General features: G+C 43.2%; 19 protein-coding genes. 12 read left to right on the plus strand and 7 right to left on the minus strand.

Features of this window, described 5'->3' with window-relative positions:
- Positions 1–63: 63 nt before the first annotated feature.
- The 4 genes from PSF27_RS08005 to PSF27_RS08020 are packed head-to-tail and all read left to right on the plus strand — an operon-like array spanning position 64 to position 3,212.
- The gene (locus PSF27_RS08005) at positions 64–867 is read left to right on the plus strand and encodes an SDR family oxidoreductase (protein ID WP_272681246.1); all 804 of its coding nucleotides are present in this window, start codon (positions 64–66) and stop codon (positions 865–867) included.
- A 59-nt stretch (positions 868–926) separates the two neighbouring features.
- Positions 927–1,787, plus strand: a complete 861-nt coding sequence (locus PSF27_RS08010; protein WP_206082908.1) for a co-chaperone YbbN — start codon at positions 927–929, stop codon at positions 1,785–1,787.
- Between the two features lie 13 nt (positions 1,788–1,800).
- On the plus strand, positions 1,801–2,736 hold the full coding sequence (locus PSF27_RS08015; RefSeq protein WP_206082909.1) for an SPFH domain-containing protein: 936 nt from the start codon (positions 1,801–1,803) through the stop codon (positions 2,734–2,736).
- Entirely contained in the window at positions 2,733–3,212 is a 480-nt protein-coding gene (locus PSF27_RS08020; protein WP_272681247.1) for an NfeD family protein, read from the plus strand. Before PSF27_RS08015 ends, PSF27_RS08020 begins: the two co-directional genes overlap by 4 nt.
- On the opposite strand, the gene cueR is transcribed toward PSF27_RS08020, so the two are convergent.
- The gene (gene cueR / locus PSF27_RS08025; protein ID WP_206082911.1) at positions 3,166–3,576 is read right to left on the minus strand and encodes a Cu(I)-responsive transcriptional regulator; all 411 of its coding nucleotides are present in this window, start codon (positions 3,574–3,576) and stop codon (positions 3,166–3,168) included. The genes PSF27_RS08020 and cueR overlap by 47 nt on opposite strands.
- Before the next feature lie 119 nt (positions 3,577–3,695).
- Between cueR and copA the strand changes: the two genes are divergently transcribed.
- Both copA and PSF27_RS08035 read left to right on the plus strand, forming a co-directional pair.
- Entirely contained in the window at positions 3,696–6,629 is a 2,934-nt protein-coding gene (copA, locus tag PSF27_RS08030) for a copper-exporting P-type ATPase CopA (protein WP_272681248.1), read from the plus strand.
- 344 nt (positions 6,630–6,973) lie between these two features.
- The gene (locus PSF27_RS08035; protein ID WP_206082913.1) at positions 6,974–7,555 is read left to right on the plus strand and encodes an HdeD family acid-resistance protein; all 582 of its coding nucleotides are present in this window, start codon (positions 6,974–6,976) and stop codon (positions 7,553–7,555) included.
- A gap of 32 nt (positions 7,556–7,587) precedes the next feature.
- On the opposite strand, the gene PSF27_RS08040 is transcribed toward PSF27_RS08035, so the two are convergent.
- Positions 7,588–10,380 (minus strand): RHS repeat-associated core domain-containing protein, encoded by a 2,793-nt coding sequence (locus tag PSF27_RS08040; protein ID WP_272681249.1) that lies wholly within the window; start codon positions 10,378–10,380, stop codon positions 7,588–7,590.
- Between the two features lie 206 nt (positions 10,381–10,586).
- Here PSF27_RS08040 and PSF27_RS08045 point away from each other — a divergent pair, with 206 nt between their 5' ends.
- A complete protein-coding gene (locus PSF27_RS08045; RefSeq protein WP_272681253.1) occupies positions 10,587–11,402 on the plus strand; it encodes a TraB/GumN family protein in 816 nt (271 codons plus the stop codon).
- A gap of 11 nt (positions 11,403–11,413) precedes the next feature.
- Complete coding sequence (ybaK, locus tag PSF27_RS08050; protein WP_206082916.1) at positions 11,414–11,887, plus strand: Cys-tRNA(Pro)/Cys-tRNA(Cys) deacylase YbaK; 474 nt, start codon at positions 11,414–11,416, stop codon at positions 11,885–11,887.
- Between the two features lie 59 nt (positions 11,888–11,946).
- Here the strand turns inward: ybaK and ushA are convergent, their stop codons facing one another.
- On the minus strand, positions 11,947–13,617 hold the full coding sequence (gene ushA / locus PSF27_RS08055; protein ID WP_206082917.1) for a bifunctional UDP-sugar hydrolase/5'-nucleotidase UshA: 1,671 nt from the start codon (positions 13,615–13,617) through the stop codon (positions 11,947–11,949).
- Positions 13,618–13,872: 255 nt separating this feature from the next.
- On the opposite strand from ushA, the gene PSF27_RS08060 reads away from it, so the two are divergent.
- Both PSF27_RS08060 and ybaL read left to right on the plus strand, forming a co-directional pair.
- Positions 13,873–15,096: an MFS transporter gene (locus tag PSF27_RS08060; RefSeq protein WP_272681250.1), complete on the plus strand. Its 1,224-nt coding sequence runs from the start codon at positions 13,873–13,875 to the stop codon at positions 15,094–15,096.
- Between the two features lie 286 nt (positions 15,097–15,382).
- The gene (gene ybaL / locus PSF27_RS08065) at positions 15,383–17,134 is read left to right on the plus strand and encodes a YbaL family putative K(+) efflux transporter (protein ID WP_206082918.1); all 1,752 of its coding nucleotides are present in this window, start codon (positions 15,383–15,385) and stop codon (positions 17,132–17,134) included.
- 201 nt (positions 17,135–17,335) lie between these two features.
- On the opposite strand, the gene PSF27_RS08070 is transcribed toward ybaL, so the two are convergent.
- The 4 genes from PSF27_RS08070 to PSF27_RS08085 form a co-directional block, all read right to left on the minus strand.
- Positions 17,336–17,683 (minus strand): DUF1937 family protein, encoded by a 348-nt coding sequence (locus PSF27_RS08070; RefSeq protein WP_206082919.1) that lies wholly within the window; start codon positions 17,681–17,683, stop codon positions 17,336–17,338.
- A gap of 106 nt (positions 17,684–17,789) precedes the next feature.
- Positions 17,790–18,566: a DeoR/GlpR family DNA-binding transcription regulator gene (locus PSF27_RS08075; RefSeq protein ID WP_206082920.1), complete on the minus strand. Its 777-nt coding sequence runs from the start codon at positions 18,564–18,566 to the stop codon at positions 17,790–17,792.
- Between the two features lie 36 nt (positions 18,567–18,602).
- Positions 18,603–19,832, minus strand: coding sequence for an NAD(P)/FAD-dependent oxidoreductase (locus tag PSF27_RS08080; protein WP_206082921.1), 1,230 nt, complete (start codon positions 19,830–19,832; stop codon positions 18,603–18,605).
- Positions 19,829–21,229, minus strand: a complete 1,401-nt coding sequence (locus tag PSF27_RS08085; RefSeq protein ID WP_272681251.1) for an NAD(P)/FAD-dependent oxidoreductase — start codon at positions 21,227–21,229, stop codon at positions 19,829–19,831. The genes PSF27_RS08080 and PSF27_RS08085 overlap by 4 nt, the downstream gene beginning before the upstream one ends.
- A gap of 241 nt (positions 21,230–21,470) precedes the next feature.
- Here PSF27_RS08085 and PSF27_RS08090 point away from each other — a divergent pair, with 241 nt between their 5' ends.
- Complete coding sequence (locus tag PSF27_RS08090; protein WP_206082923.1) at positions 21,471–22,910, plus strand: FGGY family carbohydrate kinase; 1,440 nt, start codon at positions 21,471–21,473, stop codon at positions 22,908–22,910.
- 22 nt (positions 22,911–22,932) lie between these two features.
- Entirely contained in the window at positions 22,933–24,183 is a 1,251-nt protein-coding gene (eutH, locus tag PSF27_RS08095; RefSeq protein ID WP_206082924.1) for an ethanolamine utilization protein EutH, read from the plus strand.
- Positions 24,184–24,265: the final 82 nt, after the last annotated feature.

Raw genomic sequence — 24,265 nt, forward strand, 5'->3', positions numbered from 1 at the left:
AAACGCGATAAAGGGCTCTTTATACGCGAAATAAATTCAGTTGCATGAAATGAAGGTAAAGTTATGCAAACATCCGCACGAAACGGAAAATCGGTTCTGATCACTGGAGCATCAAGCGGTATAGGCTTTTGTGCTGCCCAAACTCTGCGCCAACGGGGCTACCATGTGATTGTCGCCTGTCGCAAAGAGAGCGATATCTTCCGCTTAAGAGACCTTGGCTTTGATACAGTTGCTCTCGACCTTGATGATAAGAATAGCATAGATACAGCGGCAAAAGAGGTGTTAACACTCTGTAATCACCGACTTTTCGGATTATTCAACAATGCGGGTTTTGGGGTTTATGGGCCATTGAACAGTGTTAGTCGGGAACAACTCGAAGCCCAGTTTTCCACAAACTTTTTCGGCGTGCACCAATTGACCTTCCAACTGCTACCCGCCATGCTAGCACACCATGAAGGGCGCATTGTGCAAACCAGTTCGGTGATGGGCATTATCTCTACCCCAGGTCGTGGTGCTTATGCAGCGAGCAAATATGCCTTGGAAGGTTGGTCAGATGCCTTACGGTTAGAGCTAAAAGGCAGTGGTGTTTTCGTGAGTTTGATTGAGCCAGGGCCAATTCACACGGCATTCACTCAAAATGTTGAACAAACTCAAAAAGATAAACCTATTAAAAACCCAGGGATCGCCTCGCGCTTTACCTTAACCCCAGAGCATGTGGTGGAAAAGCTTATCCATGCGTTAGAAAGCCCACGCCCACGCGTGCGTTATTCTGTCACGCTTTTAACAGTGGCAGTCCGAGTGCTTAAACGTGTTTTACCTGACAAACTGATGGATAGAATACTGGCAAATCAGGGAAAAAAGGCTTGAAAAAAGCAAATTAAGCCCCACTCTACTATTAATGCTAACTCATTCAAAAGAGATACCCTATGTTTGCGAATAACGCACAAATTATTGATATTAACGAAACTAATCTTCATCAAGTCATTGAACAATCAATGAACTTACCCGTCATGTTTTACTTTTGGTCACCTCGTAGCCCTCATTGCCAAGAGTTTGGCTCAATGTTGGAAAAAATTGCCAACGACTACGCAGGTTTATATATCTTAGCTAAAGTTAACTGTGACGAAGAACAAATGATTGCCAGCCAGTTTGGCTTAAAAGCCATCCCAACGGTATATGTCCTGCAAAATGGCCGACCCGTTGATGGCTTTGAAGGGCCGCAACCGGAAGAGGTCGTGTTAGAGATTTTATCTCGTGTTCTACCAAGTCCTGAAGAGTTGAAAGCGGCACAAGCGGCTGAATTAATAGCGGAAGGTAAAACACAAGAAGCGTTGCCTCTGCTGAAAGAAGCTCATCAACTAAACCCGAAAAATAGCGATATCACGCTGTTATTGGCAGAAACGCAAATTAACCTAAAACTCGTCGATGATGCACAAACCACCTTAGATGTGGTGCCATTACAAGACAAAGACAGTCGTTATCAAGGGCTGATTGCACAAATTGAGTTGTTAAAACAAGCAGCGGATACCCCTGAAATTCAACAATTACAGGACGAATTTAATCAAGATCCGCAAAATACCACGTTAGCCGTTCAATTAGCACTAAAATTACATGAAGTGAACCGTAATGAAGAAGCCCTTGAAATGTTATTTAGCTTCTTACGTAAAGATTTAGGTGCGGGTGACGGTGCTGTGAAAAAAACCATGATGGATATTATGTCCGCCATGGGTACTGGCGATGCGATTGCGAGTAAATATCGCCGCCAAATGTATTCATTACTTTATTAATTAAGGGTTAGATATGGACTTGTTCGCCTTTGGTGCCATTCCGATTATTATTTTTGTAGCCATCGTTATTGTTTTCACCTGCGTTAAAACAGTACCGCAGGGTTTTCAATGGACAGTTGAACGTTTTGGGCGTTACACCCGTACATTACAACCTGGGCTGCATATCATTGTGCCATTTATGGACAAAATCGGCCGTCGTATCAATATGATGGAACAAGTCCTTGATATCCCATCACAAGAAGTTATTTCACGGGATAACGCCAACGTCACTATTGATGCCGTGTGCTTTATTCAAGTGGTTGACCCTGTTCGTGCTGCTTATGAAGTCAGTAATTTAGAACTGTCCGTGCTTAATCTGACAATGACCAATATTCGTACCGTGTTAGGGTCTATGGAACTTGATGAAATGCTGTCTCAACGAGATTCGATCAACTCCCGCTTATTGCATGTGGTGGATGAAGCAACTAACCCATGGGGTGTGAAAATCACCCGTATTGAAATTCGTGATGTGAAACCGCCAAAAGAACTTATCAGCGCGATGAATGCGCAGATGAAAGCGGAACGAACAAAACGTGCCGATATTTTAGAAGCGGAAGGTATTCGTCAAGCGGCAATCCTTAAAGCGGAAGGTGAAAAACAATCACAAATTTTAAAAGCCGAAGGGGAAAGACAATCTGCTTTCTTACAAGCTGAAGCGCGTGAAAGGGCTGCAGAAGCTGAAGCGAGAGCAACCCAAATGGTATCTGAAGCAATTGCCGCTGGGGATATGCAAGCCATTAACTACTTCGTGGCACAGAAATACACAGATGCGTTAACCAGTATTGGCTCGGCACAAAATAGCAAAGTGATTATGATGCCATTAGAAGCCAGCAATTTAATGGGCGCGATCGGCGGTATTACCGAACTCATTAGCGAAAGCAAAAAAACAACACAAAAGGCGAAAGAATGATAGAGCTTATCAGCGCTCAACCCGCATGGTTTTGGCTGTGCCTCGGTGGGCTATTGCTGATTGCTGAGTTACTCGGCACGGGTGGCTATTTGCTTTGGTCGGGGATTGCCGCTGTCGCCGTCGGTTTATTGACTTGGGCTTTACCCTTCCTAAATTGGGAGTGGCAAGGGATTTTATTTGCCGTCTTTACCCTTGTTTCTGCCGTGTTATGGCGCAAATGGTTAAGCGGCCGTAAAAAAAGCAAAGCTGACGATGTCAATCAAATCAGCCACCAGCTTGTGGGGGTTAAAGCGCGTTTGTTAACGGATACCGAAGAAGGCTTTAGCCGTGTTCGCCTTGCTGATGGCAGCTGGCGGGTTTTCAGCGATGTCCCACTTCTTGCTAATACTGAAGTAGTGGTCATCGCCGTTGATGGCATTACATTGCAAGTTAAACCTTCTGGTGATGGCAACAGCCACGTGCCAGGTGGTCAATAATTGGGCAGTTAGCGCCATCATCCCCTGGGCACACATCCACCAGCTCCTGTAATGTATCGCGGATTGCAGACAGTTTAAAAATTGTCTGCTCTATTTCATTTATCTTAGCAATGGTCGTGCTTTTCACATCAGCACTGTGTCTGGTTGGATTACGAAACAGCCCAAGCAGTTCACCGCATTCATCCAAGGTAAAGCCAACATCCTTCGCTTGTTTTAGCAATATCAATTCGTTTAAATGCCGTTCTTGGTAATAGCGGTAGCTATTCTCCCCTCTTTCAGGTGGCGTAATCAGCCCTTTATCTTCATAAAAACGGATTGCTTTTGCAGTTAGGCCTGTTTTTTTGGCAATTTCACTAATATTCATAATAACCCCTTGACCTTAACCTTGCTGGAAGGTGTAACCTTTGCTCATTGTCGAATTATAGACCTAATTGTCGATAAAGTTATAGACCCAATTCATCGAACGGGTTCGGAGGCTGCAAAATGAGTAACAAAACTATCCTAAAATTACAGGGGCTAAGCTGCATGCACTGTGTCGGCTCAGTCACTAAAGCATTAGAAGCTCGCGGTGATGTGATAAATTTAAACGTCACTATCGATTATGCGACATTAGAAAGTGATACCAATGTTGCTGATATCATCAACACGATTACTGAAGCTGGCTATGAAGCCGAAGTTGCATCAACACCTGATGTCGAATTGCAGCTTTCGGGTTTAAATTGCATGAAATGTGCAGGCAAAACCCAAAAAGCCCTTGAAGAGGTTGAAGGTGTTGCCGCTGCGGTTGTTAGCACAACTCAGGCAAAAGTGTATGGCTCTGCTGATGCACAAACCTTAATCGCTGCGGTTGAACAAGCAGGCTTTAAGGCCCAGTTGCCGCAGTCCAATGAGGTGACGTTATCCCTTTCAGGATTAAGCTGCATGAAATGTGCGGCGAAAACCCAACAAGCACTCGAAGCTGTTGACGGTGTAGAAAGCGCACAAGTGGATACAACGTCTGCGGTTGTACAAGGTTCTGCATCAGTTTCGGCATTGATTGCTGCCGTCGAAGCCGCTGGCTACCAAGCTACAGAAGGTGAATCTCACCCAAAAACTGAGCCGCTGACCACCCAAACTGAACAGCCGGATGCTGATTCAGCGGCAATTTGTGACATTCCGGCACAAGAGTCAGATTTAGGTGAACAGCCTGACATCCCCCCAACGGATGACAGTGTGCAGTTACTGCTTGATGGCATGACCTGTGCCAGCTGTGTGAATAAAGTGCAAAAAGCACTCAGCGGCGTCCCCGGTGTGGAAAACGCACGCGTTAATTTAGCCGAGCGTAGCGCATTAGTCACAGGAACTGCAGATCCCAATGACCTGATTAATGCCGTGGTTAAAGCGGGTTATGGTGCTGAAATCATTCAAGATGAAGCCAAACGCCGTGAACGCCAGCAAGAAGTTGCTCAAGCCAATATGCGCCGTTTCCGTTGGCAATCAGCCTTAGCCTTAGCCCTTGGTATCCCTGTCATGGTATGGGGAATGATGGGCGATAATATGGTGCTGACTGAGCAAAATCACACCACATGGCTTACCATTGGGGTATTAACCTTCCTAGTAATGGTGTTCGCAGGTGGGCATTTTTATCGCAGTGCATGGCAAAGTTTAAAAAATGGCAGTGCCACTATGGATACCTTGGTTGCACTGGGTACAGGAGCTGCATGGCTCTACTCTATCGTCGTTAATATTTGGCCTGAATGGTTCCCTGACCAAGCTCGCCACCTTTATTACGAAGCCAGTGCGATGATCATCGGTCTGATTAACCTTGGCCACGCTTTAGAGCAACGGGCACGCCAACGTTCCTCCAAAGCCCTTGAAAGGTTGTTAGATTTAACACCGCCAACTGCACGTGTTGTGACGGAGCAAGGCGAAGTTGACATGCCATTGGAGCAGGTTAAAAAAGGCATGATCTTACGCTTAGCGACGGGTGACCGCGTACCTGTCGATGGGGAAATCATCGAAGGGGAAGTTTGGCTAGACGAAGCGATGCTGACAGGTGAACCTATCCCGCAACAAAAAAGTAAAGGTGACCCTGTACATGCAGGTACTGTCGTGCAAGATGGTACGGTACTCTTTCGCGCCGCGGCAGTGGGAAGCCAAACCACATTAGCGCGAATTATTCACCTTGTTCGTCAAGCACAAAGTAGTAAACCGCAAATTGGCCAAATGGCGGATAAAATTTCGGCAGTGTTTGTCCCTGTAGTTGTTGCTATTGCATTGATTTCGGGGGCTATCTGGTACTTTATTGGCCCTGCGCCACAAATTACTTATGCCTTGGTTATCACCACAACTGTGTTAATCATTGCCTGTCCATGTGCTTTAGGATTAGCAACGCCGATGTCGATAATTTCAGGTGTCGGTCGTGCAGCTGAGTTCGGGGTGTTAGTCCGTGATGCGGATGCCCTTCAGCAAGCTAGCGAACTGGACACTATCGTCTTTGATAAAACAGGTACATTAACCGAAGGTATGCCTCAAGTTACTGACATCCACGTATTTAATGGTTTTGATCAGGACGGCGCATTGCAGCTCGCAGCATCGTTGGAAAATGGTTCAAACCACCCATTAGCGCGTGCTGTCTTAGCAAAAGCGAAAGGCTTAACCTTACCCGCTAATGAGCAATTTAGGACATTAGCAGGCTTAGGTGTAAGCGCAATTATTGATGGTAAAGCCATTTTGTTAGGTAACCAAAAGCTGTTAGCGCAAAGCAGTGTGGATACCACAGATGTCGACGGTATTCTGCATCAGCAAGCCTCTCAAGGGGTGACCCCTGTACTGTTGGCCGTTGAAGGGAAAGTCGCTGCGTTGTTATCTATTCGTGACCCACTGCGTGAAGACAGCATCAGTGCTCTTGCTCGCTTACATAAACAAGGCTTCCGTTTGGTGATGTTAACAGGGGATAATCCAGTCACCGCCAATGCTATCGCTAAAGAAGCGGGTATTGATGAAGTGATTGCTGGCGTCATGCCTGATGGTAAATCAGCCGCAATTGAAGCCCTGCAAGCGAAAGGTCATAAAGTAGCGATGGTCGGTGATGGCATCAATGATGCCCCTGCACTTGCCCGTGCTGATGTGGGTATTGCGATGGGCGGCGGTAGTGATATCGCCATTGAAACAGCATCTATCACCTTGATGCGTCAAAGCTTACACGGGGTTGCTGATGCGGTTTCTATCTCAAAAGGGACTCTGCGCAATATGAAGCAAAACCTATTTGGTGCCTTTATATATAACACGCTGGGGATCCCAATTGCTGCTGGTATTTTATACCCACTCACAGGGACTTTACTTAACCCAGTAGTTGCAGGAGCAGCAATGGCGCTCTCCTCTATCACTGTAGTGAGTAACGCAAACCGTCTATTACGTTTTAAGCCTGAAAAATAACCTTTAAAAAAGGGTGGGGGCCTCTCTCACCCTTGAGGTTGTTGACAAAGCAGGATAAAAGCGTGGTTTTTCCTGCTTTGTGTTATCAGCCGAAAATCAATGAATTGATTTTCCTCGACTATTTTCAAAACCAATCCAACCTGCAGTCAAACCTAATCGGTTTGTCAGCAGTCTGAAGGGTGGGAGCCTCTCTCACTCTTCCTCGTCTTATTTCAATCATCAAAATACGCTAAGTATTTGCCTTCCAAGATTTTATTATTTAAATCGCACGATCTTTGATGCCCTTTCTCGTCGGCTAGGTCTATACTATTAAATAATTAGCTACTTAATATTTGGAGCGCAAAATGCTTAATATTGATCGTGAAAAACTTGCCAAACTCGCTGGTGAGGAATTTAAAAAACAGCGAACTTTTTTATTAATTTTGTCCTTTTTGCTGTTAGCTGGTGGCATTTTTTGTATTGTTAACCCAATGATTTCAGGCATTGCGGTCAGTACGGTATTAGGCGTTTTACTGATTATTGGTGGTGTCGGTGCCATTGTTAGCATACTTAGCACGGTAATTTATACGGGATGGTCGCGCTTATTTGGTTTTGTGATTGGGCTAATCTATATTATTGTCGGCTATTCCTTTATTAAAGACCCACTACAAAGCTTAATTGCCCTCGCGATTTTAGTCGCCGCACTATTTATTGTCGGCGGTGTCATTCGCTTATATGTGGGTTTTCAACAAATAAAATCCCCAAGCGGTTGGCTGCAAATTCTTATCGGGTTATTAGATTTCTTTATTGCCTTTTTGCTTGTTGGCAATGGGCCATTAACGTCGATTACGCTATTAACCACGTTAATTGGTATCGAAATGGTGTTTAGCTCATTCAGCTTATTTGCGTTGCTAAGTGTGTTTAAAAACATTACTAAAAACAGTTAATTCAATTTGCCCCCTATTTGGGGGCAATCACTTCATCGATGACGACGACTGGTACTGGGTTGATTTTTATCAAGCTGATGGCCACGACCTCCTGAGCTTTTTGGGGGTTTAGGGGGAAATGACTTTTTGACTCCCTTTCCGATAGGAAGATTCCCAAACACACGTTCAAACTCATTGGCATACATTGTATAGAGTGTTTTATCCATCCCTCCCCAGAAATTCCCCATTCCAACCTGAAACTCTATATCTTTATAGTCGTATAATGTGAAACTCGTTTTCCCTACCGCCACTCCAGCAGAATATGAAGAGTTTTTATAGCGAGTTCGTGACTGCCCATGTTGTATGGCTGCAAGAGGTAAATCACCATCTCGAAGAATCATCGTTGTGAAGCGACGTTTAGGCATTGATTGTCGAAAAGTATACATGGCATTTTCACAACTTGAACATAATTTAGCCTTTTGGGATATGATTAAATTACTTATGTTAAAACTATCATGAGCCGTTAATGTTCTTATTAATGCCTGCTCCGCATGATTAACCGTTTCCCAGCCAGGCTGACGCTGGCGAGAAGTATTTTGATAGCTTAATTTATTTGTCGCCCATGTCTTAAACTCCTCACTTTGCGAGTCCATCTCCAAAAATTCATATAAATTAATAGCATATGTAAATTTGGATGTTTTATCTTTGTAAAATAATTGCGCCATACTAATGACTCGGTTGCGAATTAATGATGGATTTTTCGCAATTCTTTCAATTTTAGAGGATGCATTAAGCAGCTTTGATACTGTTTGCTGGAAATCAGCAAACATATCATCTTGTGTATCAAAAAGTCGAGGTGCTAACCCATGTTCATCCTGATAGGTCAATGGGTTGTTACGTACCATCCGATACAGATTTAAACCATCAATAGTTCCCGCGGGATCTGCGCTTAACCAACGCCCCACCCAAGGCTGATAATAACGACGACCATAATAATAAAGCCCTGTAATATCACGCTCTTGCCCTGAATAGCGCCGTGTTTTGTAGTTTACTTCCAATGCGCTACTTACCGTCCAAACAGCCGTTCCACCAAAGGGATAAAACTCCTCTTGGCTAATCAAGTTTCCATCCATATCGAGTTCTAAACCGCTATTGCTGGCAAGCCCATTAATACTATAACGAACGGTATTATTTACCATTTTATCTGGTAGCCCAATTTCCCAATGCAATACTTGGGCTTGTACCTCACTGTCTTCCCCGATACAGATCACATGGTATTTTTCATTATGTTCAATTTGCCTAATCTCTAGGTTCGGTAAATAAACAACCTTGCTTTGTTTTTGATTATATTGTGTTATTTTTAATGCCCGCTGGCTGTCGCCATCGTAGCGGTAAAACTCATTCCCGCCAGCACCATTAACACTTTGCAGTTCTTGCCTTGATGTCCACGTTAAATTTTTTCCTTGCAAAAGCTGTTTTTGCTGTCCACTTGGCGTGAATAATGGTTCCACTTGATGAGGAAACTCAGCTAAATCTGCCAGTACTGCATGGTTACTTCGGCTGCTCGTTGTCATTTTGATTGTATAAGCTTGCTGCATCGCAGGGGCACGGTGGTGAATTTGAATTAAATTCCCGCCTTTATCATAAGAATAGGCACGGAAATACCGTGTATATACCGAATTATCAATTGATGAATGGTGAGGAAGGTAGTGACTTTGCTGGCTAATACCCGCTATTTCTCGCCCTGTCGCATGGACTAATTGATAAAGCGTGTCATATTGATATCGATGCTTGGGTTCGACTTTTTGATTCCGCCAAAAAACCTTTTTTTCTGCACTATTATAAATTGCAATCACATTGCCGACAGGATCGTAGTCGTAATGTAAACTCTGAAATAATTTATAACCCAATGAGTGATTTACTGGCCTATAGGTCTGAATAAGAATTAAGCGCTGTGTCTGCGCCTCGTATACATACTCAGTCACGGCACCATTACCATAGATCTCTCGCACTTTCTGACCGACTGCCGAATATTCAATGATCTGAGTTATTGGCTGCGTATCTTGTCCTTTAACTGTGAATGTCGTTCTGATTAACTGACCTGTAATATCATATTCTCGCTGTTGTTTATGGCCTTTTGCATCAATAATAGAAAGGCAAGCACCTGCAGCATCAAAATGTGTTTGGTGAGAAAATTTTTCGGGTGATAATGCCGTTAAATCACTATCTTCTTGCCAATCAACATTAAACTCAGCATTATCAACTTGTTGAATAAACTGCCGAGTCAATAAAGTCGGTTCCCCTTGCAGTGATACTTCCTGTGTTTGCAATAACCCTGCAGTATCAAAGTGACTAATACATTGCCCAGCTAAATTCGCCAATTGTTCGGTATGCGAATTACCTGCATATTGAAAACGCTCGCTGACTCGCCAGTTCCCTCCCTCTATTTTCTCACTGACACTTTCGAGGCGACCTAATGAATCATTAGCCTCATAGCAACACCATTTAAACGTTTTATTTGCGTCAATGCTTACCATAAGCCGCTGTTCAATATCATTCAGTTGGTAAATTTCACCGCTATCAACACCTTTGTTTAATAACGAGAACCCCATTAAATCCGCATGATAATAAAAGTTATCTTGCCCACTTTCAGACAAACGTGCATCTGCATTTTTCTGTAAAAAACCATAAATATTAAAATAATGAAATTCAAGACGCTCCTGTACATCCTGTTGAATATTAGGCTGTCGATAGTATTGAAGTGTACGAACCGTAAAGTGACGGTTATCGAATGCCGTTATTGTTGGTGTGCCCGCATGAATATTTGAAATTTGAGGCGTTATCATGTTATCTCCAATTAAGGCTAACAAAATGATAACACCATCTTGTTAACGTATTGCTTCATATCGTGAAACCATAATTGAAGTGTGCCTAAATTGTCATTGTCCATTTTTATCAGGACAGACGAAAAATGCGTAATTGACGTACAACATTCGCAAATTCGCGAGAGATTGTTTACCCTATTAACCCAAGAAAAATGCAGGGTAAAATGATGGGAAAACTGTTTGAAAGCTTTAAAAATTGGCTCCATATGGAAACGGCGCTGGTATACCCCTATCCTGCGATTGATGTTCGCTTATCAAAAGGCCTTAAATTGCACATTGTAGGCAGTATTCATATGGGAACAGAAAATATGTTTCCGTTATCTGCCATATTGCTCGATAAACTGAATCAAGCGGATGCATTAATTGTTGAAGCGGATATAACCCAAGCTCAATCCCCTTACCCTCATGAAGTTGATGAGCAGCGCCCTGTTCAGCAACGTTTGAGCGAAGAACAATACGCCTTATTTTTGCAATGTTGCCAAGAAATTCACCAGTCACCCGAAAAGTTTGATAGTCTCCCTTCATGGCAAATCGCCTTGATCCTACAGGCCACTCAAGCACAAGGGCTTGGCTTGCGCGGCCACTATGGCATCGATTATCAGCTTATTCGCAACGCTCAGACCCAACTTAAACCGATCATTGAACTTGAAGGCACTGCATCCCAAGTTGAATTGCTGCTTTCCTTGCCTAATAATGGGTTAGCGCTCTTACAAGACTCATTAGTCCATTGGCGCGCAAATGCACGTTCACTGCAAACCATGATTGGTTGGTGGCTTGATTATCAACCCAATAACCACATGACTTTACCTAATACTTTCAGTAAAGATGTCTATCAAGTACTAATGGATAAACGTAATGCAGTTTGGAGTGAACAACTTAAGGCGCTTCCAGATGGCAATTATGTGGTTGCTGTTGGTGCATTACACCTATTTGGTGAAGGCAGTCTTGTTGAGTATCTGCGCCATTGTGTCAGAGATAAATAAAAGGTAAAAAAATGACTCCTGCTGTTAAATTACTTGAAAAACAAAAAATTAACTTCACATTGCACCCTTATGATCATGACCCAAATGAGAGCAACTTTGGTGATGAGGCAGTACGTAAATTAGGCTTAGATGCCAAACAAGTGTTTAAAACGTTATTAGTAGCATTAAATGGTGACCAAAAAACATTAGCCGTTGCCGTCACCCCTGTCTCAGGGCAGCTTGACTTAAAACTGGTCGCAAAAGTGTTCAAAGTGAAAAAAGTGGAAATGGCCGATCCCCAAATCGCGCAAAAGACCACTGGCTATTTATTAGGTGGCATCAGTCCATTGGGCCAAAAGAAGCGATTACCCACGGTAATCGATGACCAAGCCCAGCAATATGCAACAATGTTTATTTCAGGGGGAAAACGCGGGTTGGATATTGAATTAGCGCCAGCTGATTTAGGTAACGTACTCAATGCTACTTTTGCTGAAATTCGCAAGTAAATACGCGCATTGATAAAAAAAGCCTCATCGATATGAGGCTTTTCATATTATAAAATGAATTATTTATTGTTATAAATAATCTCACCTTTTGGTTCGTAATCTGCAGCTTTTAGTGGAGAATGTTTCTCGATATAACCTTTGAGCACTTCCGCATCCACAAAACCTGTATTCACATAGTTAGGGTGATTATCAATTTTCGGATAACCATCACCACCAATCGCATTAAAATTCAATGTTGCCATACGATAAGTTTTTGATGTATCAACAGGTTTACCATCGATTTTCACATCGCTAATCGTACCATCTTTATTCAACGTCAAGTTTACATTATAGAATTGACCATATGCCCCTGCATCGGGTTTCATATTCGCGACCGCAGTCAGGTAAGGAATGACTTCATCCCCTTTAAAATCAACGTACACTAATTCATTCGCAAAGGGTTGAACTTTCAGCACATCTTTATACGTGATATCACCGCTTTCGATAGAATCACGGACACCCCCCCCACTCATGATGGCAAAATCAGCGCCTGCGCGCTCTTTTTGAGCTGCTAACAGAAGGTGCCCCATATTGGTTTGCACAAAGCGCACTTTGCTACGATCGCCTTCCAGTTTGCCTTCAACAGAACCCACTTTGACGCTTAATTGCTTATCACCTTTCTCTTGGTATGGCGTCAGTAATTTCATCATATCTGGGTTGTGGGCGATTTCTTGTGTGTAATAAACACGCTCACTGGTACCATCTTCTTTGGTCACTTTTTTCTTCAAGTTAATTGGAATTAACTGGTAGTGTTTTAAGGTAAATTTGCCATTTTTGAATTCAAAATCAGCACGTCCTACATATTTACCCCACTCATGGGCTTGAACAATCCATGTACCATTTTGATTATCTGGCGCACAAGGAGTCCCTGGTACATAGTCCGCTTGTTTGTAGTCTTTGTTTTCTTGGGACATACAAACGGGGTCTTGTGAGTGACCACCCACTATCATATCTAAGTAACCCGCAGGTAAACTGCGTGCCATTTCGACGTCACCTGGTGCGTTTGAACCATGTTTGCCGTCATCATAGTGCCCCATGTGGGTTGCGGCGATGATAATGTCAGGTTTTTCAGTCTGGCGCAGTTCTTCAACCACTTTTTTCGCTTCATCCGCAGGTACGCGGAATTCGACATCAGGGAAATTTGCTGGGTTACCAATACGTACAGTATCGTCTGTAGTCAGCCCCATCACTGCAATTTTTACACCTTGTTTATCAAATATTTGATAAGGTTTAAACAGACGTTTACCTGTGCTGGTTTGGTAAATATTAGCGGATAAGAATGGGAAGGTTGCCCATTTTTCTTGCTGACGTAGCGTTTCAAGCGGATTATCGAACTCATGGTTACCCAATGCCATTGCATCGTACCCGACTAAATTCATCCCTTTGAAATCAGGCTCCGCGTCTTGTAAATCAGATTCTGGAACCCCTGTATTGATATCACCACCAGAGAGTAGCAACACACTGCCACCTTGCTTCGCCACTTCATTGCGAATTTCATCAACGACGGTTTTTTGCGCTGCTAAACCGTATTCGCCGTGGTCGTTATGCCAAAAGTGACCATGGTGGTCATTTGTATGCAAAATAGTGATATTGTAGGTTTTGTCTTTTTCCCACGCGTTTGCCATCGTCGCGGGTATTAACGCTAACGATACTGTTAATGCACATGCGGATGCTTTAAATGCAAACTTCATACACTTCTCCCTGCTGGTATAGGAATTTTTATTCGTTAATATTAGATTATAGTTTGTCACTGCCCGCAGATTTATAGCATAAAAATATGAGCAAGATTTGATACCTCTTGCAGAATAAGAAATTCGTTTCATAAAAATGAGATCACCATCAAATAATTCACTGATATTATTTTTCATGTGACTTATTTATTCATTTCAATAAATTGTATTTCAGTTATATTGATAACAATTATGTAACACAAAAAGTTGATAATTATGAGTGAGCAAACAACAACCCCTAATAACGCAAATCCATCAAAACCCGTGAATAAAACAGGGAAAACCGTCTTCAGTATTCTGACAGCAATTAGTGTCTCCCATTTATTAAACGACATGATCCAATCGCTTATCTTAGCGATTTATCCTTTATTACAATCTGATTTCTCGCTGAGCTTCGCGCAAATTGGGATGATCACCCTAACGTATCAGATTACCGCATCCCTACTGCAGCCTGTTATTGGCTACTACACGGATAAACACCCTCAGCCATACTCATTACCAATTGGCATGAGCTTTACATTGACTGGGTTAATTTTATTGGCGATGGCAGAAACCTTCCCAATGATTTTATTTGCAGCCGCTTTAGTCGGGACGGGTTCTTCAGTCTTCCACCCAGAATCATCTCGTGTAGCTCGAATGGCTTCAGGTGGTCGTCACGGCCTTGCTCAGTCATTTTTCCAAGTAGGCGGTAACTTAGGGGCATCACTAGGGCCGTTGCTTGCCGCATTAATTATTGAACCTTATGGAAAAGGCAACTTAGGTTGGTTCTCCCTTGCGGCTTTGTTAGCGATTGTGATTTTGCTGCAAGTCAGTAACTGGTATAAGCAGCAACATCGCGTTGCCAGTAAAAAAACCACTTCCACTGGCAACATTAAAATCTTACCTCGCAAGGCGGTTATTGGTTCGTTAGCGGTCTTACTGGTTTTGATTTTTTCTAAATACTTCTATTTGGCTAGCATTAGCAGTTATTACACCTTTTATCTTATAGAGAAGTTTGGTGTTTCTGTGCAAAATGCCCAGATTCACCTATTTGTTTTCTTATTCGCTGTTGCCGCAGGGACAATGATTGGCGGCCCTATTGGGGATAAAATAGGTCGTAAATATGTTATTTGGTTCTCAATCCTCGGTGTCGCCCCCTTTACCCTCATTTTACCGTATGCTTCGCTATACTGGACGGGCGTGCTAACTGTAATCATTGGGATGATTTTAGCCTCTGCGTTCTCAGCTATTTTGGTGTATGCACAGGAGCTGATCCCCGGTAAAACCGGCATGGTATCAGGATTATTCTTCGGTCTTGCATTCGGAATGGGCGGTGTTGGGGCAGCAGTTTTAGGCCATATTGCTGACCAAACCAGTATTGAGCAAGTTTATCATTATTGTGCTTTCTTGCCATTACTTGGGATTTTTACAGTATTGTTACCAAATATCGGTCATAAATAGATTTATTTTCTTATTTTACCCACACTTAATTAAAAATAAGTGTGGGTCTTTCCTACCATATTTCCTAAAAATTTCAGCTAAAAATCGCCTAATCCTAAAGTTTGTAACGATTTAGCACCTTTAGTCTGTCTTTTTTTTAAAAACATTTCATTTTTTTAAGGAAATATTTCTCAAAAAAAGTTAAAATAGAAAAACATGCAAATTGGCATTTTAAAATGAAGGCCTCATTTTAAAAGTCAACGGCATGTACCCACCTTATATTTTCATACTAACCAGAGGAGACTAAATGGAGCATTCAACGCCCTTAATCACAACCATTGTTGGTGGTCTCGCCCTTGCATATTTGTTAGGTATGATCGCACAGCGATTAAAAATCTCCCCACTTGTGGGCTACCTTGCAGCAGGTGTCCTTGCAGGCCCATTTACCCCAGGGTTTGTGGCAGATGCAGCGCTTGCACCTGAATTAGCTGAAATCGGCGTTATCTTGCTGATGTTTGGCGTGGGTTTACACTTTTCACTCAAAGATTTATTGGCTGTTAAAGCCATCGCTATCCCCGGCGCAATTGCGCAAATTGCAGTCGCTACCCTATTAGGCCTTGGCTTATCGATGCTATTTGGCTGGGGCATTTTTACCGGTATTGTCTTTGGTTTATGTCTTTCAACCGCCAGTACCGTGGTTTTATTACGTGCATTAGAAGAACGGCAACTGATTGAAAGCCAACGTGGGCAAATTGCCATTGGCTGGCTAATTGTGGAAGACTTAGCCATGGTTCTTACCCTGGTACTGCTTCCTGCCGCAGCTGCTATCATGAACACAGATGATGCAAGCTTTAGTGAGCTCGCATTAGGCCTTGCCTGGACAATTGGTAAAGTTGTTTTATTCATATTCATTATGATTGTGGTCGGTCGTAAAGTCATTCCATGGATTTTATCTCGTACCGCCTCAACAGGTTCTCGTGAGCTGTTCACCTTAGCTGTTCTCGCCCTTGCGTTAGGTATCGCTTATGCCGCTGTAGCTATCTTTGATGCTTCCTTTGCGCTGGGGGCGTTCTTCGCGGGGATGGTTCTGAACGAGTCTGAGCTGAGCCACCGTGCAGCACAAGACACCTTACCACTGCGTGATGCATTTGCGGTTCTGTTCTTCGTTTCCGTTGGTATGCTTTTCGATCCGATGGTTCTGATCCAGCAACCTCTCGGTATCTTGGCTGTTCTGGCTATCATTATTATTGGTAAGTCCGCTGCGGCCCTGGTTCTGGTCAGAATGTTTGGGCACTCACGACGAACCGCATTAACCATCTCCGTCAGCCTTGCGCAAATTGGTGAGTTTGCGTTTATCTTAGCGGGTATGGGCCTCACCCTCGGCGTGATGGATAAAGACGCACAAAACTTGGTGTTAGCGGGTGCTATTGTCTCTATTATGCTTAACCCAGTATTATTTAGTTTGTTAGATAAATACCTTGAAAGAACAGAAACGATTGAAGAGCAACTTCTGGAAGAAACGCTGGAAGAAGAAACACAAGTACCTGTCGATATCTGTGGTCACGCCATCATCGTCGGTTATGGTCGTGTCGGAGGTATGTTAGCGGACAAACTGCGTAGACGAGAAATCCCTGTTGTCGTCGTGGAAGACACCCGTGCTCGCTTTGAGGAGCTGGCTGAAAATGGCTTCAGTGCAATCCTCGGTAATGGAGCGAATAAAGAAATCATCAGCCTTGCCCGCATTGAATGTGCTAAAACGTTATTATTAACCATTCCAAATGGTTATGAAGCAGGTGAAATCGTCGCAACCGCGAAAGAGATGAACCCTGACGTTACCGTTATTGTTCGTGCCCACTATGATGATGAAGTCAGCTTTATTAAAGAGCGCGGCGCTGATCATATCATTATAGGTGAACATGAAATTGCCAAATCCATGGCGACACTCATGTGTAATGATGTGGAAGAGTTTGGCTGTTCTATCGATGATATGCTTGATGGCGGCAACGATAAAAAAGGTGAAGGCAAAAGTTTAGATGATTATCTAAAACCGGCTCACTAACCTCCTCTCTCTATAAATACAAAAAGGAAGCCATGGCTTCCTTTTTTATCTTTTGCCTTCTTTCATCTCAGCATTTGTCTTTTACCTTCCATCCCTCATCACTCACTCTAAATAATTCCCGTTGAGGCTAGGAATCCTTAGGAGAATACATAAGTATGTGACTAAGGTGAACGCACGCAGCCAACAACGCATCAGCGTGAATTATGACGAGTGAGCGATAAATTCATCACTGGTCCAAACTGGCAACCCTTTATCTTTAAAAAACTGAATTTCAGCTGCAACACCACCACTCTTTTCCCAACCTGGTAGCGTCAGTACAATTAGCCCATCACAACGTTTTAAGAATTCCATATCAATGGATGACCATGCTACTTTTTTCCCTTCAGCGGCCAAATATTGATTAATTGGGTGCGTCATGGTGATTTGGCTATAGGTCGCAATTCCTTTTAGCGCAAGTTCTGCTGCAAATTTAGTACATTCAGCAAAACGCATTTCTACAATATTGCTATCGGGATCAGAGTAAGGGCAAGCTATAAAATAAAGGCTCATAATAATTCCTGATGTTAGTGTGTTCAAATTTTAGATACAGTTATCCCGTGAAAAATAAGTGATTATTTTCCAAGGGATAGGTTTAAATAGGTGCTACGTTAAAAACTTATTCAATATCAGCAACAATGATTTTGGTTTTTGGTCGCTTTTTATTTTCGGGTAACTTAAATTCTTTACTGGTTGTCACCAGATAATCAATATTATCCCAATTAGTGACAAAGTTAATGGCGTGCTTATTGGCCTTAGTGCCATCCGCCAGCACAATCAGTTTGTCACTGTTTTCCATCATTTTTTGGGCTATTGCTGCCTCATCCACATGCTGATCCATCACGCCATGTAATGCATGGATAGCCCCTGCACCAATCACTGCATAATCTGCAAAAAACTCGGCAATATTTTTTAACGCTATTGCGCCTAAACAGGCATTTTGCGCCGCATTAAACTGCCCTCCAATTAAAATGGTTTCAATGGATGGGTTTTCTTGCAGTGTGGTCGCTAATAATGGCGAATTAGTAATTACCGTTAAATTATCAATCAATTTAATACGTTGACTAAATTCAAACGTCGTCGTACCAAAATCAATAAATAAGGTATCGCCAGGTTTAATCAGTTCAGCTGCCTTGATGGCAATCGCTTTTTTCTCATCCACAGCAGCTTGGGCACGTTCAGTAAAATTACGTTCAAATTTTGACTGAATATTCACCGCCCCACCATGGACTTTCTTTAATAACTTTTGTGATTCCAGCTTACTGAGATCTCGACGGATTGTTTCCTGCGCGACATTAAAATGCTTTGCGAGCTCCTGCACGTACACCTGACCTTGAGTCGACAATAACTCAATGATGGTTTGATGCCGTACTTTTGAAGAGCGCCCTTCACACATAGTTTAATCCTTCTTGACCATTTAACATTTCCAGCACTATACAACAGTGATACGAATTTCAGTAGCGTCTGGTTGTATTTTTGTTAAATCGATATTTTTCAATAAAATGCGTCTTGTTGGTAAACAACGGTGCTTTTTCTCATACAAAACCGTATTCCCCGCCATGACTTTGATTGTGCCTTGCAACGCTTGTTCAACTTTAATATTGAAGTCGATACATCCTTGGGATAGCGCGTCCATATTTATACAAGCAGGAACGCTAAAGCTGATATTTGAATCTCTGCTCACCGGGATGCGCTGTACAGGCTGAATTTGCGGCTGATGGTGATTGGCTAATAAATCATTCGCAATATTCTCCCCTGTCAATAAACCTTCTTGGTAGCACTGATCCCCCATATCCGCAGGGTGCAACATATTCCCCGCCGCATAATATGCCCCATCCGAGCAGCGACTAAATTGGTCTGTTACAGGCTTCCCTGTGCTCGCATCAAATTCAAGGTGACTTTTGCGGATTAATGTATTTTCCCCCACAAATTGCCCCGTAAAAATGACCGAATCACACTCAATTTTGTGGTTTTTTCCGTTGGTTTCCACCATCACATACTCTACACGGTCAAGGCCACCAATTTCAGTGATTTTACTGTTTAAATAAACGGGTGTTCCCATCGCTTTGGCAAATAAGGTCGCGGGTTTAAATGCCAGAATGCGCTCCCCACCTTCCACCATTGCCTGCGCTTTTACACCTGCATTTTTTAATGTCCACAGGGCAGAAAAACTGACTAACTCACTTCCCACAATGACTGGGTTTCGGCACGGTTTTTTACCATTAAGGTAAACAAACTGCTGCAATGCCCCTGCGGTTAAAACACCTTGCGGGCGAAGGCCTGATACCAAACGTGGGTGACGCGGTGTTTCACGAACCCCTGTCGCTACCAAGATGCGCTTAGCGTGCATCTCAACTAACCCCTCTGCGGTAGAGACCGTCAGTTTTCCATTTGGGTGAAGCTGCGTCACGGTGCTGCGGGTAAAAATTGGGGTATCACCGAGGCTTTCCACAATTTTCGCTGCAAATTGATTACCTTTCATCGGCCGCTTAAATACCAACAAACCAAATGTTGGGTGTTGGCAATGACGAGGAACACCGCCTGCATGGGCTTCTCGCTCAAGAATAGCGATATTCTTAATGCCACGACGGCGTAGAGTATGAGCTGCGGCAACACCAGTTGGCCCTGAGCCAATGATAATCACATCATAATATAAACTCATTTTACCGCCTCCACTGCCAGTGTATGGTCAAAACGACCATTAATAATTTCCGCCACCTGACTACTGCAATAAAAGCCATTACAACGCCCCATCATAACCCGCGTTCTACGGCGCAAAGCCCCCAAGCATTCAGGCGGAATATCAGAGTCAAATGTCGCTTCGATTTCCCGTTGTGTTACCAATTCACAATGGCACACAATGCCGCCATTGCTTTTACATTGGTAATCACGTTGATGATATTCAGAAATCGAGGGCATATTCGGCCAAATAAGTTCTTCTGGCGGCAATAATTCAAATAATGGCGTGAAGTTTTCTTGGTATAACTTACCCAAGTGATTTGCGACACCCAGTGCTGATGTTAAGCCTGTCGAACGTATCCCCCCTGCACAAATCCATTGTTTTTCAGGGTAACCATTGATACGGTAATATTTTTCTTCTGTTGCAGGACGTAAGCCCGCATAAGTCGCCGTCACACTGTAATTCTGTAAAGACGGTAACATGCGAGAACCTTGGGCGATTAAATCTTCCATCACCTCTTGTTTGACTTCCGCTTTCCAACGGTCATCCTGTTCTTCGGCTGTTGGCCCTAACAGCAAATTACCGAAAATAGTTTTTGATAACAAAACACCCTTTGTGATGGCGGTTGGTACAGGTAAAATAATCGCATTGATATCCGCAGCTGCCGCTTTGTCATATACCAAAAATTGCCCTTTGCGCGGTTTTATTTGGAATGGTGATGGATGGCAAATCGACTCAACAATATCCCCGTTAATCCCTGCACAGTTAATCACTAAACGGGCAGAAAACTCACCTTTTGTTGTGGTTAAATGCCACAGTCCCGCCTTTAGCTCACCGCCTTTGACTTCACAATGAAAATGGTATTGTGCTCCGTGTTTCACGGCTTGGGTTAAATAAGATAACGGTGTACTCCACGGGTCAATCACAGCTTCACCTGGAACCGAAACCGCCGCTAAAGCACCATCTGCTAAGTGAGGTTCACGGCGGTATAATTCGTCTTTATCAATAATTGCCACATCTAATACATTATTAGTATGTGCTTGTTCAACAATACCTGGCAGCTTACTCAGTTGTTCTTCATTCCACGCAACAACCAATGCCCCCGTTTCGAGGATCGGCAAATTCATTTTTTCTCTGATTTCAAGGAATTCGCGATACCCATCTTGCATACATTCCAGTTCTAGACTCCCTGGTGTGGCGTCAAAACCTGTATGTAATAGTGCGCTGTTGGCCTTACTCGCCCCTGACAAGATGTCACCACCTCGTTCTAGCAGCAAAGTATTTGCCCCCATCAGTGTGAATTTACGTGTCACTGCACAGCCAATGACACCACCGCCTATGACAATGACATCCCAAATTTTTTTATTATTAATATCCATGGCTGAGATCCTTTACTTAAAACTTGCACACATAAAACCACACAATTCCCACAATCACAATAATTAAAACAACATAAAGTACAACAACAAACCAAAAACTACTCACATTGTTACTTTATTGTGAGTTTTGTCACATCAGTGAAACTTATTGTGAGTTTTTTGTGGACTTTCCTTCCGATTAAACGATAGTAGGCAAAAAAACAGACCTATTTACAACATTTATAACACTGGGAATACTGTGATGCTCAACCAACGTTATGCCGCAATCGATCAGGGAACAACGGGAACCCGAGTCGTGGTCTTCGAAGAAGGCGGGCACTATTACTCCCCGATGAGTATTCCTCATAAACAAATCACATTGAATAGTGGTTGGGTTGAACACGACCCAGAGGAAATACTCGCTAATATTATTAAGTGCTTGAATAGCTGCGAAGTCGTCGATGCTATTGGTTTATGCCATCAAGGTGAGAGCATTGTCGCTTGGGATGCTGACAGCAAACGCCCACTTTACAATGCGATCGTTTGGCAGGATTTACGGACTGAAAAAACGATTTCTCATCTCAAAGAAGCAGGATTAGAACCCGTGGTTCAGTCCAAATCAGGCTTACCACTCGACCCTTATTTCTCCGCCAGTAAAATGGGTTGGATCATGGAAAATGTGGTGGGTGCGAAAACTTTAGCAGATAAAAACAAATTACGTATTGGCACCATGGATGCCTTTTTTCTAGACCGCTTATGTGGCGTGTTTGTGACTGACTATAATTCAGCCTCTCGCACCTCTTTGCTCAATATCCACACATTAAAGTGGGATAAAGAACTGTGTGACATATTTGGCGTGCCAATTCATTGTCTTCCACCAATTAAAGACAATATTGGCGATTTTGGCGCTATCAACCTTGACGGCCACTTAACCCCTGTTACAGCGGTGATTGTTGACCAATTTGCTGGCACATTCGGTCACGGTTGCCGTGAAAAAGGCGATGCCAAAATAACCTTTGGTACAGGTGCCTTTTTGCAAGCACTCACAGGGTTTGAGATCCCACAAACTCATGAAAGTGGCTTGTTACCCACTCTGTGTTGGAAATTCCCTAATGAAGCCCCCGTTTTTGGCTTAGATGGCGGTGTGTATAACGCAGCATCCGCCATTAACTGGGCAAGAAAAATTGGGCTATTTGATCAATTCGATGAACTCAGTGATTTCAGAGCAGAACCTGCCATTAAACGCGGTTTAGCGTTTGTTCCCGCATTATCTGGCTTAGGCTGCCCATATTGGGATCGTAGCGCTGCTGGATTGTGGGCAGGCCTTTCATTAGATACCGACAAAAAAGACATGATGCAATCGGTGTTGGAGGGGATTGCCGCTCGCTCTGCCGAAGTCATTTTTGCAATGGAAAAAATTTCACCACTGGGACAATCAATCTCTGTCGATGGAGGGCTTTCTTCAAATCAGTACTTTAAGCAATTTTTAGCCAATTTATTACAAAAAAATATTGAAGCACCAGCAAACCGTGAAGTGACTGCACTTGGCGCTGCCTTATTGGCACGCAAAGGGTTAGGGCTGACTCACGATATGGCAGTTAGGCGCAATGCAACCATAACACACCCCGATGGCACCAACATGCAAGGTGTAATGGAACAGTACCGCGACATCATTGCCCGTTCCCGCCAATTAAGACACTAAAATAATAAAAGGAAACCCTACCATGGCTGAATTCGGAAATTACATTATTTATTTAATCATGTGCGGTGCCATTATTGGTGCTGTCGCCTCTATCGTCAAACCGACCAGTGATCTGGGCAAAGAATTTGTTAACGGGATTTTCTCCATTGGCCCTGTATTTCTTGCTCAAGCAGGGATCATGGCTGCCGTACCACTGCTTTCTCAGTTAATTTCTTATGTTTTAGGGCCTATATTCTCTTCTGTGGGCTCCGATGTCTCTATCGCCGCATTGTCGATCATTGCTGTTGATATGGGGGGCTACCAGCTTGCAGATGCGTTAACCACGAACCGTGATATGTGGATCACTGCGATGTTAATCGGCTATACCTCAGGCGCGACGATTGTGTATCTCATCCCTGTTGGCTTAACTATGTTAAATCGCAAAGATCACAAATACCTCGCACTCGGCGCAATGGCAGGGTTAATCTCCATTCCATTTGGTGTACTGGCTTCACTGCTATTAATCACATTCAATAATATTCCCGTTCGCGATATTATTTCAACCAATTCCCCCGCAGCACATCAACTCACCCTTGATTTTATGACCATGCTGCAATATTTGATGCCACTGTTTGTTTTCTGTTTCTTATTGGCCGCGGGCTTGAAATATCGCCCAATGCTGATGGTTACAGGCTTCTTAATCTTCGGTAAGATTATGGATGCCTTTGTCAAACTGGTTCTGGCTTTCTCGATTGTCGAGCACTTTACTGGCGTATTTACCAAAGTTTTCGGTGCGTGGGGCTTTGACCCGCTCTTTGCAGACCAAAATGAGCTGTTCCGTGCCATTGAAATAGCAGGTTATATTGGCATCATGTTGGCAGGGACATTCCCAATTTGTTACCTATTCCAACGTTATTGCAAACCGTTAGTCCGTGCATTAAGCAACCGTTTGAAACTGAGTGATACTGGGTCGTTAGGTTTTATCATGGTGATGGCAAACATTATTGCAACTTATCATTTATTCAAAGATATGCGTGCAAGAGATAAAGTTCTGTGTGTCGCATTCGGTGTCTGTGCACAAGCCACCATCGGCGATCACTTAGCCTTTACCGCCAACTTCCAACCAACGCTCGTTCTGCCTATTTTATTAGGAAAACTGGTTGGGGGCTTCTTAGCGGTATTTATCGCAATTAAAATTTCGGTTCCACAGGCATTGCGTTATGAAGAGGAAGACCAAAAAGCAGTGGATGCCGTTAAAGGTGATGCTGAGTTAGCGGTTGCCAAACAAAGTTAAATATAATTAATATTAAACAATTTAATAACTGCATTCGAAATATTGCAATTAAATAATATCGAATGCAGTTTTTTATTATTCG

The organism is Providencia sp. PROV129 (assembly GCF_028482245.1).
GTDB lineage: Bacteria > Pseudomonadota > Gammaproteobacteria > Enterobacterales > Enterobacteriaceae > Providencia > Providencia vermicola.